This is a genomic window from Rothia nasimurium (assembly GCF_042660305.1).
Lineage (GTDB): Bacteria > Actinomycetota > Actinomycetes > Actinomycetales > Micrococcaceae > Rothia > Rothia nasimurium.
Genome location: NZ_JBHSTW010000016.1, coordinates 21,070 through 38,711 on the forward strand (window position 1 = coordinate 21,070; position 17,642 = coordinate 38,711).

The 17,642-nt window shown below is 57.2% G+C and carries 17 protein-coding genes; 9 read left to right on the forward strand and 8 right to left on the reverse strand.

What is annotated here, in order from left to right; all coding sequences use genetic code 11:
* Positions 1-3 precede the first annotated feature (3 nt).
* Together ACFP6B_RS06650 and ACFP6B_RS06655 are read right to left on the reverse strand one after the other, a co-directional pair.
* The gene (locus ACFP6B_RS06650; RefSeq protein WP_377128444.1) at positions 4-1,500 is read right to left on the reverse strand and encodes an efflux RND transporter periplasmic adaptor subunit; all 1,497 of its coding nucleotides are present in this window, start codon (positions 1,498-1,500) and stop codon (positions 4-6) included.
* Between the two features lie 145 nt (positions 1,501-1,645).
* Positions 1,646-2,116 carry a hypothetical protein gene (locus ACFP6B_RS06655; RefSeq protein WP_377128447.1) on the reverse strand — a complete coding sequence of 157 codons (471 nt, stop codon included), beginning with the start codon at positions 2,114-2,116 and terminating at the stop codon, positions 1,646-1,648.
* A gap of 253 nt (positions 2,117-2,369) precedes the next feature.
* Here ACFP6B_RS06655 and ACFP6B_RS06660 point away from each other — a divergent pair, with 253 nt between their 5' ends.
* Positions 2,370-2,822, forward strand: a complete 453-nt coding sequence (locus tag ACFP6B_RS06660) for a DUF805 domain-containing protein (protein WP_377128555.1) — start codon at positions 2,370-2,372, stop codon at positions 2,820-2,822.
* A 77-nt stretch (positions 2,823-2,899) separates the two neighbouring features.
* On the opposite strand, the gene ACFP6B_RS06665 is transcribed toward ACFP6B_RS06660, so the two are convergent.
* Positions 2,900-3,304: a tautomerase family protein gene (locus ACFP6B_RS06665; protein ID WP_377128558.1), complete on the reverse strand. Its 405-nt coding sequence runs from the start codon at positions 3,302-3,304 to the stop codon at positions 2,900-2,902.
* A gap of 167 nt (positions 3,305-3,471) precedes the next feature.
* On the opposite strand from ACFP6B_RS06665, the gene ACFP6B_RS06670 reads away from it, so the two are divergent.
* The 3 genes from ACFP6B_RS06670 (at position 3,472) to ACFP6B_RS06680 (ending at position 5,951) form a co-directional block, all read left to right on the forward strand.
* Complete coding sequence (locus ACFP6B_RS06670; protein WP_377128450.1) at positions 3,472-4,209, forward strand: GntR family transcriptional regulator; 738 nt, start codon at positions 3,472-3,474, stop codon at positions 4,207-4,209.
* A gap of 14 nt (positions 4,210-4,223) precedes the next feature.
* Positions 4,224-5,117 carry a 5-deoxy-glucuronate isomerase gene (gene iolB / locus ACFP6B_RS06675; protein ID WP_377128453.1) on the forward strand — a complete coding sequence of 298 codons (894 nt, stop codon included), beginning with the start codon at positions 4,224-4,226 and terminating at the stop codon, positions 5,115-5,117.
* Positions 5,118-5,201: 84 nt separating this feature from the next.
* Positions 5,202-5,951 carry a sulfite exporter TauE/SafE family protein gene (locus tag ACFP6B_RS06680; protein ID WP_377128456.1) on the forward strand — a complete coding sequence of 250 codons (750 nt, stop codon included), beginning with the start codon at positions 5,202-5,204 and terminating at the stop codon, positions 5,949-5,951.
* A gap of 50 nt (positions 5,952-6,001) precedes the next feature.
* On the opposite strand, the gene ACFP6B_RS06685 is transcribed toward ACFP6B_RS06680, so the two are convergent.
* Both ACFP6B_RS06685 and ACFP6B_RS06690 read right to left on the reverse strand, forming a co-directional pair.
* On the reverse strand, positions 6,002-7,453 hold the full coding sequence (locus ACFP6B_RS06685) for a sugar porter family MFS transporter (protein WP_377128459.1): 1,452 nt from the start codon (positions 7,451-7,453) through the stop codon (positions 6,002-6,004).
* Positions 7,454-7,496: 43 nt separating this feature from the next.
* Positions 7,497-8,375: a sugar phosphate isomerase/epimerase family protein gene (locus tag ACFP6B_RS06690; protein WP_377128462.1), complete on the reverse strand. Its 879-nt coding sequence runs from the start codon at positions 8,373-8,375 to the stop codon at positions 7,497-7,499.
* 244 nt (positions 8,376-8,619) lie between these two features.
* Between ACFP6B_RS06690 and ACFP6B_RS06695 the strand changes: the two genes are divergently transcribed.
* Positions 8,620-9,600 (forward strand): Gfo/Idh/MocA family protein, encoded by a 981-nt coding sequence (locus ACFP6B_RS06695; protein ID WP_377128465.1) that lies wholly within the window; start codon positions 8,620-8,622, stop codon positions 9,598-9,600.
* 70 nt (positions 9,601-9,670) lie between these two features.
* Positions 9,671-10,447, forward strand: coding sequence for a TIM barrel protein (locus ACFP6B_RS06700; protein ID WP_377128468.1), 777 nt, complete (start codon positions 9,671-9,673; stop codon positions 10,445-10,447).
* Positions 10,448-10,549: 102 nt separating this feature from the next.
* Here ACFP6B_RS06700 and ACFP6B_RS06705 read toward each other — a convergent pair whose 3' ends face one another.
* Positions 10,550-11,425 (reverse strand): TIM barrel protein, encoded by an 876-nt coding sequence (locus ACFP6B_RS06705; RefSeq protein WP_377128471.1) that lies wholly within the window; start codon positions 11,423-11,425, stop codon positions 10,550-10,552.
* A gap of 364 nt (positions 11,426-11,789) precedes the next feature.
* Here ACFP6B_RS06705 and ACFP6B_RS06710 point away from each other — a divergent pair, with 364 nt between their 5' ends.
* Genes ACFP6B_RS06710 through ACFP6B_RS06720 form a run of 3 tightly spaced genes read left to right on the forward strand, consistent with a single transcriptional unit; the run spans position 11,790 to position 14,769 of the window.
* Positions 11,790-12,809 (forward strand): substrate-binding domain-containing protein, encoded by a 1,020-nt coding sequence (locus ACFP6B_RS06710; RefSeq protein ID WP_377128474.1) that lies wholly within the window; start codon positions 11,790-11,792, stop codon positions 12,807-12,809.
* Between the two features lie 11 nt (positions 12,810-12,820).
* Complete coding sequence (locus ACFP6B_RS06715) at positions 12,821-13,852, forward strand: ABC transporter permease (protein WP_377128477.1); 1,032 nt, start codon at positions 12,821-12,823, stop codon at positions 13,850-13,852.
* A complete protein-coding gene (locus tag ACFP6B_RS06720; protein ID WP_377128480.1) occupies positions 13,849-14,769 on the forward strand; it encodes an ATP-binding cassette domain-containing protein in 921 nt (306 codons plus the stop codon). Before ACFP6B_RS06715 ends, ACFP6B_RS06720 begins: the two co-directional genes overlap by 4 nt.
* A gap of 135 nt (positions 14,770-14,904) precedes the next feature.
* Here the strand turns inward: ACFP6B_RS06720 and ACFP6B_RS06725 are convergent, their stop codons facing one another.
* Positions 14,905-15,819 (reverse strand): sugar phosphate isomerase/epimerase family protein, encoded by a 915-nt coding sequence (locus tag ACFP6B_RS06725; protein ID WP_377128483.1) that lies wholly within the window; start codon positions 15,817-15,819, stop codon positions 14,905-14,907.
* 214 nt (positions 15,820-16,033) lie between these two features.
* On the reverse strand, positions 16,034-17,539 hold the full coding sequence (locus ACFP6B_RS06730; RefSeq protein WP_237186360.1) for a CoA-acylating methylmalonate-semialdehyde dehydrogenase: 1,506 nt from the start codon (positions 17,537-17,539) through the stop codon (positions 16,034-16,036).
* Between the last annotated feature and the right edge of the window lie 103 nt (positions 17,540-17,642).

A 17,642-nucleotide genomic window follows, 5' to 3' on the forward strand; every position in this document is an offset into this window, starting at 1 on the left:
GGTTTAGCCCCCAAAGCTGGTGCCGGCGGCCAGGGTGACAGTCTCGCCAACACGGTGGCGGTAAATCTCACCGTAGGCCAGCACCATATCGCCAGCAGTTACATCGCCACCGGTGATAGCAATGTCAAACTCGTTAGCCAGGCCGGTTTCAACGGAACGCTCCTCAAGGGTGAAGGAGCCATCGTCATTGGCGACCGCTACCACGACACTCTTATTACCGAGGTCGTTAGTGTAGACCGCGTCGCTGGGCACTGCCAAGGAGTTTTCCTCTTCAGAGGTGATAATGCTGGCTTTAACCGATGAACCCAAGTAAAGGCCTTCGCGGTCACCGGTGACTTCGATGGTAACGGTAAAGGTGGGGGAACTGCCAGTGGTTGTGGAAGCTGCGGCGGCTTCAGAGCCGGTCTGCTGGGCAGAATCCGCAATGGAAGCTACCGAAGTAACGGTGCCTGTATATTCTTTGGTTCCGGTGGCACCGGCGGTGAAGGTGACGCGGTTGCCTTCCTTAATGCTGGCAACGTCAGCCTCTCGGACGCTGGTGGTAATGGTTAGTTTGGAGTCGTCCCCAATGGTGACGATAGGGCCGGTTGCCGGGGCACCGGGTTTGGCAACGCTCATGACCACGCCATTGATGGGTGAGGTGAGGGTGGCTGAGGTCAGATCGCCTTGCAGGAGCCCAAGGGTCTGGTCACGGGTAGTTTCTGCACTGCTTAGGGCACTACGAGCGCTGTTGAGCTCGGTTTCTAGGGTGGCCAGCTGGGTGTTGGCGTTAGTGCGGGCGGTGGTGACGCCGGTATCGGCGTCCGTCTTAGCCCCCTGGGCCAGGCGCAGGGCAGATTCTGCGGCGGTAATCTCGGTATTGAGCGCGGTGGTGTCTTCGCCAGCGGCAAGGGCCTGATCACGGAGCCGGTACTTGGCCCTAAGTTCGCTATCTGCCAGGGCAAGCTGCTCATTGGCTGAACGCTGGGCTGCTAAGGCAGCTAAAATCTCAGGGTTAGTTGCGTTGGTGATACCGGCAGCGTACTGGTTATAGGCGGTCTGTGCCGTATTGAGGGCGCTCTGAGCGCTGGCTACCGCGCCCTCTAGCTGGGTGCGCTGGGCATCGAGATCTCCCTGTAGTTTGGAGGTATCAATACTCGCTAGGGTTTGGCCAAGCTCGACCCGATCACCAGCTTCTACTTCAAGGGAGCTGATGGGGCTAGTGAGGTGGGTGGTAATGGAGCGCACCTCCCCCGGCGCGATGGTGCCATTGACGCGCACTTTGTTGCTGACGCCGTCATCGCTCAGAATCAGGTAGTCGCTAGAGGGAATGGAGCTCTGGTTGTTCTTACCGCCATTAAAGATACTGCTGACCAGGAGCGCCCCGATGGCAATGAGGGCGATAACGCCTAGGGCCAGGCCGACCAGCACCTTGGTGAGGGTGCTCTTTTTCTTTGTGGCGGGCGGACGCCGGTCAGCGGCTTCCGGGGCAGGGAACGGGGGTGTGGGGGTTGTGCTCATGGTGCTGGCCCTTCACTAGCGGAGATAAATGTGGTGCAGTTCTCTTTTTAGTGTAAGCGCTAACCTGCCCAGATAACACCCGCTTGCTGACCAGAAAACAACAAATCATACTGGGGTATGAGGGGTAGGCTTATAGCCTCATCCTCTAGGCGAAGCCTCCTCCCACCCACATGATGAAGGTTATGGCGAGAATGAAGAACAACGGGGCAGCAACGATAATCAACACCCCCAAAATCAGGGCAAAAATCGCGGTTATTTTCTCTCGGCCTCTCACGAAGAGGGCCCCTATTGCCAGCCCCATGGCGCCAAGCCAGGTAAACCCTGTGGGCAGGGCTATGCTGAGTTCCCAGTCAAAGAAGATGAAGTTGGCGAGCCCTATGCAGGTCATGAGTAGCATCATGACTAGGGAGATCGTGCCGTAGGGGTTGAGCTTGTTTGCTTGTTCCGGCGGGCGAACCGCTGGAGGGTAATGGGCAGCTGGGTGCTGGCCAGCGCCTACATGTTGCCCGGTACCCGGGGGCGGGTATGCGTTGGGCTGACCGGGGTGGGCCGGATAAGGCGGGGCGGTAGGTAGCGGGCGCGGCGGACGCTCGGGGTGCTGAAAGGTGTTGTTCATGGCACCAGTATGGGCAAAAATTCATGTTCCCACTAGGTCTTTTAAAAATCTGTGGATAACTCCGGGGTGCCCGGCGGATTTATGACCGAGCATTACAGGGGTTATCCACAGACGCGCCAATGAAAGCTGGCCCCTCACGTTTCCTCTGTAGAATATGGTAAACGGACTAACAAGGAGGTTTTCCGTGACTACTCCTCTTTTCTCTTCCCCTGAGCCTATTCCAGGAGCAAGCCCCCTTCTAGCAACACGTCGCATGTTCGCCAAGACCTTCACCTACTCGGGGCGGGCATCTCGTAGTGAGTTCTGGTGGCCCAATATGCTTGCCTTGAGTGTGCTGATGGCATGCGATATTGCGGCACGACGTTACGACCGATCCCGAAACCCTGGTTCCTATACAGGACCTCACAATAAGGATGCCTTCTGGCCCTTCCCTGATCGACCGGCTCCAGGCATGCCCGAGACACAAGAAGAACAGGCAGCGCGTAAACAACGTTTTAACAGAGCTGAGATGACTTCCTTGGCTTTTAGTGCTCCGGCGCTTGTAGCACTCGGCGTGCCTACGCTGTCGCTTTCGGTTCGACGCCTCCATGATGCTAATTTGTCAGGTCATTGGATGTGGATTCATGCATTCCCTTTTATAGGTTCCCTCGTAACCTTCGCGCTCTCAGCCCTACCCAGCAACCCCAAGGGTAAGAGATTTGACTAGAGCAAACGACTTTTAACGAGAGAAAGCAAGCCGATCGGCTCGCCTTCTCCTCCACTCAGAGGCAACATAGTGAGACACTAGGCCTTGGGCACCCCCAGTTCCCCGGTAACATATTGGGCGACACCGAAGCCGAAGGACCAATCGTAAAATGTGTTCTCAACATAACCAATGAACACATCTTCACCAGCAATTCCCACCTGCCCCAACTTCTCCGCTATACGAGCATAAAGTTCCTGCTTAGCCTCTGAGGAGCGACCTTCTTGGGTGAAAATCTGAATCACAACTACGCCCTCACTACGATCAAACCCCAGACCAGCATCTTCAGCAATGATTTCTCCGGGCTGATGACGATTGATGATCTGGAAACGGTCACGGACAGGGATGCCGTAGACCTCAACAATAGCTTCATGAACAGCATCCGCAATAGTACGAGCACGCTCGGGGGTATGAGATTCATTGAGGTCGATTCGAACAAGGGGCATAGCCATTCCTTTCTGTAGCCATACCCACCCTACACTTTGTCCTTACAAAGTTCAATCATTACGAAAAATTTCCAGAAAAGAACTCCTTCATCCATGCGAATATTCCGTGAAAATCCTGTAATCTGATTTTGTAATTACAAAGTAACATTATCGAGAAGACTCGAACCATGACGCTCCTACCCCCCATAAGCATCGACCGCAGCTCCCCGGTCCCCCTCTATCACCAGCTCATTACGGGTATCCGCAACGCTATTTCCGAAGGCACCCTCAGTGCTGGGTCGATGCTTCCCAATGAGTTAGATATCGCCAAAACCCTCCACCTCTCTCGCCCAACCGTCCGCAAGGCCATGGACGAACTCGTCCGGTCTGGCCTGCTCGTCCGTAAACGCGGAGTAGGCACCCAGGTCGTCTCCAACGAGATCAGACGCCCTCTCTCCCTCAGCTCCCTCTACGACGACCTAGCCCGTAGCGGCATCGACCCCAGCACCCGCGTCCTCACCTTTGATACCATCGTCCCTCCCCCCTTCATCGCAGAAGAGCTAGGGCTAGATGATAAGGCCAGGGTCTACTACATCCGCCGTATCCGCTATGAGAACAAGACCCCCCTCGCCCTCATGGAAAACTGGGTACCCACATCCATCGGCGACATCACCCCCGCCATGCTTGAAGAGAACGGTCTCTACGAAACGATGAGAAGCCTAGGCGCAACATTCAGCGTCGGCCACCAAAAAGTTGGCGCAACCGTCGCCACTGCCGAACAAGCGGAGCACCTTGAAACCACCCCCGGCGCTGCCCTCGTCACCATGAAGCGCACCATCATGAACGACGTCGGAACGCGCATTGAAACGGGTTCCCACGTTTACCGTGCAGACCTCTACACCTTTGAGATGACCCTCTCCCAGTAAGGAAGGAAAGCAAAATGACCAACTGGTTCTACCCTGCCGGCACTGCCCAGGACGGCCCCTGGGACGTTTCCCTCGGAGCCTCCGACTCATCCACTACCGTCGACGGCTGGAAGCATACCGGCGTTAAAACCGCAACCTTCACCGATGCGCCCCTTACCCTAGAGGCCACCCACGAAGAACGAATCATCGTCCCCCTGACCGGTGATGTCACCGTAACCGTCAAGGGTCACACCTACCACCTCTCCGGGCGCCCCAGCGTTTTTCACGGCCCCGCCGACGTCCTCTACACCGGTGTGAACGCCGAAGTCACCTTAACTGCAGCCCCCGGGGTGAGGGTCGCAGTTGCGTCTGGACCGGCTAACAAGGACTATCCCACGCGCTACATCACCAAGGACGAAATTCCCGTTGAACTCCGGGGCGCCGGCACCAGCTCCCGTCAGGTACATAACTTTGGCACCCCGGCGTCTCTCGAAGCAGACCGGATTATTGTCTGCGAAGTGATCACTCCTGGAGGCAACTGGTCTTCCTACCCTCCCCACAAGCACGATGAGGAAAAGGACGGCGAAACGGCCCTCGAGGAAATCTACTACTTCGAAACTCGACCCGCCCCCGGCGCTCCGGCTGAAGCAACTGATGCGATTGGCTACCAGAGGGTTTATGCCTCAGATGACCGCCCCATTGATGTCAATGAGGAGGTCCGTACTGGCGACGTTATCTTGGTTCCCTACGGTTGGCACGGTCCGGCCATGGCAGCGCCCGGCTACGATCTCTACTACCTGAATGTCATGGCAGGCCCCGGCCCTGTCCGTGACTGGCTCATCAGCGACGACCCCCACCACGGCTGGGTCCGGAGCACCTGGGAGGGGCAAGATATCGACCCCCGCCTGCCCTTTACCGCTGACCAGTAGCCCTTCCTTTCATCGGACGCACCTCGCCTATCCTGGGCGTGGTGCGTCTATTTTCTGCCTGGCCACATCACACAAAGGGGCATCATGGATTTCCCAGCTCTTACCTGGACTTTTCTCGCGCTAGCAGCCTTTCTTACCGGTCTGTCAAAGACGGCTATCCCAGGAATTAATACTGTTTCTGTGGCCCTTGTGGCAGCCTTGCTCCCGGCTAAGGCGTCAACCGGAATCGTCCTTCTCTTGTTTATGGTGGGTGACGTTTTCGCTCTAGCTATGTACCGCAAGCACGCCCATTGGCCCACCCTACTCGGTATGATTCCTGCCGTTTTGGTTGGTCTTCTGGCCGGGGTTCTCTTCCTGGCTCAGGCAACAGATAGCGGGGTTAAACAGCTGATTGGGGTGATTCTTCTTGCGGCTCTCGGTGTGACTTTCTGGCAGCGGCATACCCAGCAGAGGGCTGGAGCCGTCAGCTCTCAGAGAGGGGCACGGGCCCGTCGTCTAGGGTACGGGGCTCTTGCTGGCTTCACGACGACGGTCGCTAACGCTGGTGGCCCCATGATGAGTATGTATTTTCTCGCTGCGCGGTTTGATGTGAAGGCTTTTTTGGGAACGGCTGCCTGGTTCTTTGCCGTGGTTAACCTCTGTAAGCTCCCTTTTTCCCTGGGGCTGGGGATCATTACTCCTGATTCCTTAGCTGTGGCTTCTTTTCTTGCTCCTGCTGTGGTAATTGGTGCCTTTTTGGGTAGGTTTCTGGCAGGAATAATTAGTCAGGCCGTATTTGATCGGCTTGTCGGTGTGACGACCTTGTGTGGAGCTCTCTATCTTCTTCTCGGTTAAAGAAAGGCCGCCCGCCAGATTTCTGGTGGGCGGCCTGCGCTTCGGGGGTTTTAGCGCTTGATGTCCTTGGGCTGGACGATGTAGATAGCGCCGGTTGTTACTCCGACCTCTACTTCTTCCAGAGACTTTCCGCGGGTTTCAGGCAGGAACTTGACCATCACGAGGACGGCTGCGGCGTTGATGGCGGCGAAGCCGAAGAAGGTGGTGTTCAGGCCAACAGCCTCAAGGACGATGGGGAAGGTGAAGGAGATAGCTGCGTTGGCGATCCACATGCAGAATACTGCGGTGCCCATACCGAAGGCGCGAATCTGCTGGGGGAAGATTTCAGAGAGCAGCACCCAGGTGGAGACGTTAAGGAAGGTCTGCATGGAGCCGACGAAGCCGACAATGAGGATAAGCAGAATCCAGGGGCGGACTGCGGAGTCTGCGGGAATGGCGAGGGAGGCCAGACCAATGAGGAGGTGGAGGAGGGTGACTAGGGAGTAGCCGGTGATGACGGTGGTGCGGCGGTTAATTTTTTCCATCATCCAGAGGGCTACGAAGGCACCGAGGACGGCGATTACACCGGGAGCTACGTTAGCGATGAGAGCTGCTTGATGAGAGAAACCGGCGTCCTGCAGGACGATGGTTCCGTAGTACATGATGGAGTTAATACCGGTGAATTGCTGGAATACAGCCAGGGCGATACCGACGAGCAGAATGCGGAAGATCCACTTGTCTTTGATCATGGAGCCCAAGGAGGGGGTGACCATGCTGGAGTCTCGTTCGAGGGACTTCTCTACTTCGCGGGCTTCGGCAAGGGCGCGGTCCTCGGAGCGGATTGTTTTGAGGACGGCGATAGCTTCTTCCTTGCGTCCCTTGGAGAGTAGCCAGCGGGGAGATTCGGGCATGCGGAGCATGCCGATAAAGAGGAAGACTGCAGGTAGGGCACATACGGCTAGCATGATTCGCCAGACGTGGTCGAGGTGGCCCATGGTGGTGCCCAGGATTGCATTGACGACGAAGGCAGCTAGCTGGCCGACAACAATCATCATTTCGTTTCGGCCTGAGAGGGATCCGCGGATTTCGTAGGGGGCGAGTTCGGCGAGGAAAACGGGGACGACGGTGGATGCGCCGCCGACACCGAGGCCCAGGAGAACACGACCAACCAGGAGGATGCCTAAGTTAGGTGCAACTGCACATAAAACTGCACCGAGGAAGAAGATGGTAGCTAGCAGGAGGATGGTCTTGCGACGGCCAATTGCGTCTGACAGGTAGCCAATGGAGATTGCGCCCAGGGCAGCGCCGACCAGCAGGGTTGCGGTGACGAGGCCGATGCCTGATGCTTCTAGCCCGAGCTCTGCGGTCATGGGGTCGATTGCGCCGTTGATCACGCCGGTGTCGTACCCGAAGAGGAGGCCGCCGAGGGTGGCGACGGTGGCTACTTGACCCAGTCGGCGGGTGTGGGGTCCTTTGGTGAGCGGGGGCAGATTGCTCTCGCTGGCAGAAACTGCATGACTCATGTTTTTATGATCTTTCTATTCAAAAGTTATCTTCGTTGAATAACTATGCCTTACGAGCCTCTTGGACCATGTTTTTCATGGTGGTTAGTTGGTATGTGGATACTTCGTGGGCGTTTTCGTTTTCTGCGAAGACCGATGAGGCCATCACTGTATCGGGGTTATCGAGGAATCCGATTTCTTGTAGGCCGGAGAAGAATTCTTGCCAGTTGACGTCTCCATCGCCGATTTTGAGGTGCTGGTGGACGCGGACGGGGTTGCCCGGGGGATTGGTGATGTAGCGGAGGCCGTGGGAGCGGTGGTGATCCATGGTATCTGCAACGTGAACGATTCGGATTCGGTCTCCTGCTGCACGCATGATGTCGAGGGGGGCGTCCTTCATGTGGAAGGTGTGGGGGGCTACGTAGACCATGCCCAGGTTTTTGGAGTTGACCCCTCGGATGACCCGCCAGGCGGCGAGGCCTTCTTCGACAAAGTCGTCGGGGTGGGGGTCGATAGCGACGTGTAGGTCCTCTCGTTCGATGATGGGGAGGAGTTCTTCCATGGAGCGGTAGAAGGCTCGTTCTGATTCTTCGGCGAGCTCTGGGCGGCCGGAGAATTCGGTTCCTATTTGCTGGACGCCGAGGTCAACGGCGATGCGGAGGACGCGCTTCCAGTAGCGTACGGCGGCTTCTCGGGCGTCGGGGTCTGGGGAGGACCAGCGGAGGACGGGCAGGAGGGAGGCAATTTCTACTTCGGCGTCTTTACAGGCTTGAGCCAGTTGGCGAACGAGCTCGTCGTCGGCTTTGGGGTGGTTGAAGAAGGGAATGAAGTCGGCGTGGGGTGTCATCTGCAGGTAGTCGTATCCCAGGTCTTTGGCGAGACGAGGGAACTCCAGCAGGCTGTGGGAGTGGTGGAAGGGGGTGGGATCCAACGCAATTTTCACCGTGTTCTCCGTAAATATCTATGGAAGGGTTTGTGCAAACTCTGCAGGTCACCCCTGGGATTGTTCTGTGCTACACACCACTATAGCTTTGTTAGGTCATATATACAATATGGGTAGACCAGGTCAATTATTGATTTTGTTCTTACAAACAATTGACAGGACTAAGTATCGTAGGACACTCTTTAAGAGCAACAACAGTTATGCCCATCACAGGTAATGTGGTGGCTACCAACAAAGGACACTCATGAGCGCAGAACTCCGTATCGCCGTCGTCGGCGCTGGTCGCATGGGATCAGATCATATCTCCCGCATTCGCGACCGCATGAAGAAGGCCCGCCTCACCGCCGTCATCGACATCAATGAAGAAGCAGCAACCCAGGCTATCGAAGGTATCGAAGGCGCCAAGGTCTACACTAATTTCCTTGAGGCTCTGGACTCCGATACCGTTGACGCCGTCCTAATTGCAACACCCGGTTTCCTCCACGAAGCTGTCCTGATTCCCGCTATCGAACGTGGGCTTCCCATCCTCTGTGAAAAGCCCCTCACTACCGATTCGGGGTCTGCCTGGCGAGTTGTTGAAGCCGAAGTCAAGGCCGGCAAGAAGCTGGTCCAGGTAGGCTTCAACCGCCGTTTCGATGCAGGGTACCAGGACATCAAGACTAAGCTGGACACCGGTGAATACGGTGAACTTCTCCAGCTCAACCTGGAACACGTCAACCCCGATGTCCCCGACTGGTACACCGGTCGCAACCTCATCGACGACACTGTAGTCCATGAGTTTGATGCCGTCCGCTACTTCACCAACGAAGAGGTCTCCACCGTCCAGGTTCGCGCAGGTAAGAAGTCAGCAGACGTCCTCAACCCTGAGCTCAAGGACCCCGCCCTGGTTCTCATGGAAACCACTTCGGGAGTTCTCGTAACCGTCAACACCCACGTTGTCTCAAACTACGGCTACCAGGTCACCACCCGGGCGATCACCGAGAAAGACCACCTCACCGCCGGAATCGACCAAATCACCGAGGGCTTCGTTGAGCGCTTCCAGGACTCATACGACCGTGAGGTCCAGGCCTGGATCGACGCCGCCCTAGCCGGGGAGCAGGTTGGCCCCTCCGCCTGGGACGGCTATGCTGCCACCGCCTGCTGTGAAGCCGGCATTGAGGCCGTAGAAAATATCGGCTCCACCGTGACCGTCAAGCTCAACGAAAAGCCTGACCTCTACAAGTAAGAACACCCCCTAGAGAGCCCCGTCCCTACGGGGCTCTTCTTGTATCTACCCCTAAGCGCAAAGGAACATCATGCCCTATCAATTGGCTGTCTGTGCTGAAATGCACTATCTGGATTTACCCTTGCTTGACCGTATCTCCACCATCCACGACCAGGGGTTCCAGGTTGAGATCTGGGATTTCACCTCTAAAAACCTGCCGGAGCTCGCCGCTACAGGCGCGACCTTTTCATCCATGACAGGGTACATCAGAGGCAACTTTACGACGGAAGCCGGTAGGCAGGAGCTCATCGAAACAGCCCGACTGGCCTTAGAAGCCTCTCTGGTCTTAGATCTTCCCCGGCTCAACCTTCACGGGACAGGATTGGGAGAAGGGGGGCTTCCCGTCCTGGCCCAGGAAGAGGTCACCGGGTACGACTGGATCAAGGCTGCAGACACCCTCCGCCAGCTGGGAGATGAGGCAGCTAAGTTCAATAAAACCTTTATCCTCGAAAATCTCAATACCGCGGTAGACCACCCCGGAACTCCGTGGGCTAAGGCTGAGGATACTTTGGCCCTCGTCCAGGCAGTAGACCACCCGAATATCCGACTCAACCTCGATCTCTACCATGCCCAGATTGGGGAGGGTAACTTGATTCAGCTCCTTGAACGTTGCATGCCCTGGATAGGCGAGATACAAATTGCAGATGTACCCGGGCGATGCGAACCAGGTACAGGAGAGATCCGCTACGAGGCTATTGCCTCTTACCTCCAGTCCGTTGACTATCAGGGGGTCATAGCCCTGGAGTCCTACGCGAAGACTTCTTCAGACCTGGCCCTCCAGACCTTCCGAGACATCTTTACCCCCTAGCTTAAATAAGGCTGGCTGACCTACTCGGGCAATGCGAGTAGACCAGCCAGCCTTATTTTTATGCGGGGTGACTACCAAAGGAGGCGGCCCTACCCCACCAACCTAGGCCTGGAGGCACTGACGCAGAAATTCCAGGGATGCTTTAGCATCCAAGAGAGGCCCTTGACCAGCTTGCGGTTCCTCAGTGATGACGTTGTCCTGTTCTAGGACGAACCAACCCTGGTAGCCACTGGCAACCAGGCTAGAGACGATTCGGGCAATATCAACGTCCCCGGCCCCCAAAGGGGTGTACATGCCCTGCACAACGCCGTCGTAGTAGGTGATAGAGCCGTCCTGCACCTTCCGAGCCAGGTCTAGGCGGACGTCCTTGAGATGGACGTGGGACACCCGGCTTGCGTAGTCAACGGCGAACTGTACGGGGTCGATTCCGCCGATAAACATATGGCCGGTATCGAAGCAGATATTGACAGTGGTATTCTGCAAAATCTTATCGAGGTCTTCAGCTTGCTCTACCATGGTTCCAGCGTGGGGATGGAGAGACACTGCGATCCCTACAGCAGAGGCTGCTTCAACAATTCGTTCAAGATTGGTGTACACAGTCTGCCATTGCTCTGCAGTAAGGACGGGGCGGGGGGCGTCGTAGCCATTGACCCCGGTTGCGGCAGCCAAAACCAGGGTTTCTGCACCAGCAGCGACGAAGCTCTCCAGTTCGCGCTTGATAGCAGGGAGGGGGTCATTGTCTACATCGTGCAGTACGACGGGCACGAACCCAGCAATTGCTTTCATCCCATATTCTTCAAGAACCTCAACCTTACCTGCCGGCTCGGCGGGCAGGAAGCCTTCCGGACCAAATTCGGTTGCAGCGAACCCTAGCTCCTTCATCTCGGCTAGAACTCGCTGGGGATTCATCTGGTGACCCCAGCCTTCAACCTCACAAACTCCCCAAGAGATGGGAGCAGCAGAAATCTTGTATGCCATTTTCATTCCTCTCGTTGTGGTGGAACCACAGGATTTTTACGTTTTCCTTGTTTCAGCATGCCGGTAGTAAGGCCGGTTTACCCCGGAGGGTCAAAAGCCCAAACTTCAGTGTTTCAACCAGCCAAACCCCACTTATTTCACATTGGAAGCGGAACAACCAATTAATTTTTTCCCCATACGCGGCCAGCTTGCGACCCTTCATGCCCCACCGCACCATTGCCGAGACAATCGACATTGCGTGAGACACTCTCAAAATAACCTCAAAAATAGTGTTGCCCATCTCACTAATGTGATGTAGCTTTATCTGAAACAAATGTTTGTACGGTCATACTAACCTACTCACTACCCCTTTTGGGAGGAAAACATGAAATTTTTCTCAAGCTCCCTTGCTCGCAAGTCCGCAATCGCAACCGCAGCAACAACTGTTCTTTTCCTCAGCGCCTGCGGTGGTCCCGCCGGCGTCAACGGTGAACTAAAGAATTCAAGCTCAACTGACTCAGCAGTAACCAGCACCGTCAGCACGCCCACCATGAAGGTTGCTTTCATTACCCATGCCTCCCCCGGAGACACCTTCTGGGACATCGCCCGCAAAGGTGCTGAAACCGCAGCAGCCAAGGACAACATCGAACTGCTCTACAACTCCGACCCCGATGGCTCCCGCCAGGCCCAGCTCGTCGAACAGGCTGTAGACCAGGGCGTTGACGGCATCGTCGTCACCCTCTCCAAGCCTGACGCTCTCGCAGGCGCCCTGGCCAAGGCCAAGGAAGCCGGAATCCCCGTCTTCACCATCAACTCCGGCGAAGCAGAATCAGCCACCGTTGGCGCCCTGGCCCACTTTGGCCAGAACGAATCCGTCGCCGGTGAAGCCGCCGGTGAAGCCCTCAACGAGCAGGGTGCCAAGCACGTTATCTGCGTCATTCAAGAACAGGGCAATATTGGTCTTGAAAGCCGCTGTGAGGGCGTCAGTAAGACCTTCTCCGGCCAGTACGAAGTCCTCTACGTCCAGGGCACCGACATGACCAACGTCGCCTCCACCATCACCTCTAAACTCCAGACCAACTCAGATATCGATGCGATTCTGACCCTGGGAGCCCCCATCGCCATGACCGCTATCGACTCCGCAGCGGACGCCGGATCCGAAGCAGCTATCGCCACCTTTGACATGAACGCAGATGCCATCGGAGCCCTCCAGAACGGCGATTTGGACTTCATTATTGACCAGCAGCCTTACCTGCAGGGCTACTCAGCCGTTGACGGTATCTGGCTCTACAAGACCAACGGTAACGTCCTCGGCGGTGGCCAGTCCGTCCTCACCGGTCCCCAGATCATCACTTCCGAAAACGCCGACGCTGTTGCTGAATACGCAGCCAACGGCACCCGCTAAGGAGCACACCCATGACCACAACTGACGAGCGCCTCGCTCGCCCCAACATCTTCGTCAGGTTCTTTAGCCAACCCATCGCAGGCGCCTCCACCGCAGCTGTTGCCCTCTTCATCATCTTCGCGATGGCCTCCAGCCAGTTCCTCCAGCCGACCTCCATCGCCACGGTCCTCTACGGTGCCTCCACCGTAGGCATCATGGCAGTCGGCGTCTCCCTCCTCATGATTGGCGGGGAGGTAGACCTATCAGCAGGTGTCGCCGTCACCACCAGCGCCCTCTCAGGAGCGATCTTCGTCTACTGGTTCGGCTCAAATGTCTGGCTGGGCGTCCTCTTCTCCCTGCTACTCTCCCTAGCAATTGGTGCCCTCAACGGCTACCTCCTGACCAAGTCAAAGCTAGCTAGCTTCATCGTCACCCTTGCTACCTTCTTCATGCTGACCGGTATCAACCTCGGTGTCACCCGCATGCTCACCGGCGGCGTCGCTACTCCCTCCATCGGCTCTGGCGCAGGATTCTCTTCAGCAGAAGCAGTTTTCGCCTCAGACATCAACCTCTTTGGCGTCAGCGTCAAGATCACCGTCTTCTACTGGATCGCCCTCGTGCTGGTTGCCACCTGGATTCTCCAGCGCACCCGGGCAGGTAACTGGATCTTCGCCTCCGGTGGAGCCCCCGACGCGGCCCGCGCTGTAGGCGTCCCCGTCGTCCGCACCAAAATTGCCCTCTACATGGGTGTCAGCTTCTGCGCCTGGCTCCTGGGCATGCACCAGCTCTTCGCCTTCCGCACCGTCCAGTCCGGTGAAGGTATCGGCAACGAATTCCTCTACATCATCGCAGCGGTTGTCGGTGGCTGTCTCATGACCGGTGGCTACGGCTCAGCTATCGGAGGCGCAATCGGCGCCCTCATCTACGGCATGGCCCTCAAAGGCATTGTCTACGCCGAATGGAACCCGGACTGGCTCAAATTCTTCCTGGGCCTCATGCTCCTGATTGCAACCGTCCTTAACTTCACCCTCCAACGTCGAGCAGCCCGAGGTGGCAAGAAATGACACAAGATACCGCAACCGCTACCGCAGCACCGCTGGTCAAGCTTGATACCGTCGGCAAGGACTACGGCAACATCATCGCCCTCCGAGACATCACCCTCGAAGTAGGCGCAGGGGAAGTCACCTGCGTCCTGGGCGATAACGGTGCAGGTAAATCAACCCTGATTAAGATTATCGCCGGTCTCCACAAGCACGACCACGGAACCTACGAGGTCAGCGGTGAGGACGTCCGCTTCAACTCCCCCCGCGAAGCCCTTGACCGGGGTATCGCAACCGTCTACCAGGACCTCGCTGTAGCCCCCCTCATGCCCGTCTGGCGAAACTTCTTCCTCGGGTCTGAAGTGACTAAGGGCTGGGGCCCCTTCAAGCGTCTCGACGTTGAGTACATGCGCGAGACCACTAAAAAAGAACTGCTGGACATGGGTATCGACCTGCGCGATGTCAACCAGCCCATCGGTACCTTGTCTGGTGGCGAGCGCCAGTGTGTAGCTATCGCCCGCGCCGTCCACTTCGGCGCTAAGGTACTGATTCTGGACGAGCCCACGGCAGCTCTCGGTGTGAAGCAGTCTGGTGTGGTGCTGAAGTACATCCTGCAGGCCCGTGACCGGGGCCTGGGCGTCATCTTCATCACCCACAACCCCCACCATGCCTACCCGGTGGGTGACCGCTTCCTGCTCCTGAAGCGGGGCCGTTCTATTGGCTACCACAAGAAGAGCGATATTACTGTTGAAGAGCTGACTTCTCTGATGGCTGGTGGCGCTGAGCTAGAAGCCCTGGTGCATGAGCTCCGGGCAGCTGGCACGGATACCGGTGAGATCCGTCAGGTCCGCGACGATATCTCCAGTGATAAGAGCGCGGGAGTTGGCCATATTCCGGTCACCTCTGCAATCAAGGTGATTAACGTGGATGAAGACCAGTAGTACCTGGTAGATTCAACGCCTCAGAGGCCCCACAGGATCTTCCTGTGGGGCCTCTGTGTTCGTGCGTCATGGCAAGAAAATACTGCCCATGGACGCCCCGGGTGGGGTTCCATGGGCAGTATGTTGTTGAGGGGTTTAGCCGATGGTGGTGCGGGAGCCGCAGCCAAGCAGGTAGTTCTTGGTGCGCTTGGCAATGGGCAAGGGGGTATCGAAGGAGTCAACAGGGTACATGTCTTGTTCGACGATGCCAAAGAGGGGGCGGCCGAGGGCTTCTGCTGCTTCGATAACCTTGGAGAGGTCAGGCAGGCCATAGGGGGGTTCGCACATGGCCCCGAGGCGGACGGCCTTGGAGAAGGACATTTCTTCGGCCCTAACCTGGGCGACGATCTTGGGGTCTACCTGCTTCAGGTGCAGGTAACCAATGCGGTCAGGGTATTTTTCGATCAGTTCGACGGAGGATGCTCCACCGTATTCGGCGTGGCCGGTGTCGAGGCAGAGGGTAACTAGCTTGGGGTCGGTTACGGCGAGGAATTTTTCGATTTCTTCCATGGTTTCGACGTGGGAGTCGGCGTGGGAGTGGAACTGTTGGAAGAGGCCGAATTCTTTCTGGAGGGTTTCGCCGAGGCGGTTGTGGCCTGCGGCGAGGTCGTCCCACTGCTTGTCGGTGAGGGTGGAGGGTTCAAGTTCTTTGCCGGTCTTGTCGTCGCGCCAAAGGGCGGGAATGACGACGATGTGCTGGGCTCCCATGGCTGCGGTAAGTTCTGCTACCTTGCGGGCGGGTTCCCAGGCGATATCCCACTGGTCGAGGCCGCGGTGGAAGGCGGTGAAGACGGTTCCTGCAGAGACCTGCAGGTCGCGGTCTTTGAGTTCCTTGGCTAGGATTTCGGGGTCTGCGGGAAGATAGCCGTAGGGACCCAGTTCAATCCACTTATAGCCTGCTTCTACGACCTCGTCGAGGAAGCGTTGCCAGGGGGTCTGGGCGTCATCTTCAGGGAACCAGACTCCCCAGGAGTCCGGGGCGGTGCCAATGATGAGCTTGCTCTCTGTCATGTGCAGTCTCTTTCTGCGGTGAAAGGGTAGGGGGCGGGGCAGAAACCCCACAGATTTGTCCTTACATTCTATCAAATCTGCTACTTAGCCGTGTGCCCGGTCTCACCAGAACCGCTATTCAGTCATAAAAACTCCGGCCAGGATACCTACCCAAAGGTCAGTATCCTGGCCGGAGTACTCTTTCCAGCAAAGCCCCCAGAGGGGTCACCTTACCCTAGGAGTTAGAGCGGGACTCAAAATTGAAGGACGCCCCTGAAGCCTGCTTAGGCTCGGGCCAGCGCTGGGTGATGGCCTTAGCGCGGGTGTAGAAGCGGACCCCTTCTTCACCGTAGATGTGGTGCTCGCCAAAGAGGGAGTCGTTCCAGCCACCGAAGGAGTGGTTAGCCAGGGGCACCGGCAGGGGTACGTTCACGCCAACCATGCCGACCTTGATGTCGCGGGTGAAGCGACGGGCAGCAGCACCGGATGAGGTGAAGATGCAGGTACCGTTACCGAAGGGGTTGGAGTTGATCAGCTGGATACCTTCTTCCAGGGATTCAACACGAACCACTACGAGTACGGGGCCAAAAATTTCTTCACCGTAGGCGGCCATTTCAGTCTTGACCTGGTCCAGGATGGTGGGACCAACGAAGTTACCGCCCTCGTAGCCTTCAACGACGAGGTTGCGGCCGTCAACCACAACAGCCGCGCCGGCCTGCTCCGCTTCGGTGATAATACGCTGGACGCGGTCGCGGGAAGCGGGGGTAATCAGCGGGCCCATGTCGGCGTCCTGATCCATACCGTTAGAAACCTTGATCTTCTGGGCGCGTTCTGCCACCTTGGCGATGGAGATTTCTGCAGCGTCCCCTACAGCAACTGCCACTGAGATTGCCATGCAACGCTGACCGGCAGCACCGAAGGCGGCGGCGCTGAGGTGGTCAGCGACGACGTCCATGTCAGCATCGGGCATGATCAGGGCGTGGTTCTTGGCGCCGCCCAGGGCCTGGACGCGCTTGCCGTGAGCGGTTCCGGTCTCGTAGACGTACTTGGCGATGGGGGTTGAACCAACGAAGGAGATACCGTCAACATCAGGGTGGGTAAGCAGGCCATCGACCATCTCCTTGCCACCGTGCAGGACGTTGAAGACACCGTCAGGCAGACCTGCCTCCTTCCACAGCTTGGCAATGAAGTTAGCGGCAGAAGGGTCGCGCTCTGAAGGCTTGAGGATGAAAGCGTTACCTGAGGCAATAGCCAGAGGAGCCATCCAGAGCTGAATCATGACGGGGAAGTTGAAGGGGGTGATACCTGCAACGACGCCCAGGGGCTGCCGCATGGAGTAGGCGTCAATACCGGTTGCCGCCTGGGGGGTGTAGGCACCGGAGATGATGTTGGTAATACCGCAGGCGTATTCTACGATTTCCTGGCCACGGGCAATTTCACCCTTGGCATCGGAGAAGACCTTACCGTGCTCCCTAACAACGATTTCTGCCAGTTCGTCAGTCCGCTCAACAAGCAGTTCACGGAAGCGGAAAAGAATGGCAGTGCGCTTGGCCAGGGAGACCTCAGACCAGCTCTGGCCCGCAGTCTTGGCAGCGGCAACAGCAGCCTGCAGCTCGTCCTGACCACCCAAGTGCAGGGTGCCAATGGTTTCGCCGGTAGCAGGGTTGAAGATATCCTGGCGGGCGTCGCCCGCGCTGGCAACCTCGGAGCCCTGGATGAAGTGTACGACCTCGTATGACATGAACTTTTTCTTTCTCTTGATGTTGATATGTACATCGATCGGGTTCCAGCCCCGTGAGCCTGACGCTCATGGAGACTTGCGGGGTATCTGGGGCTGGAACCCA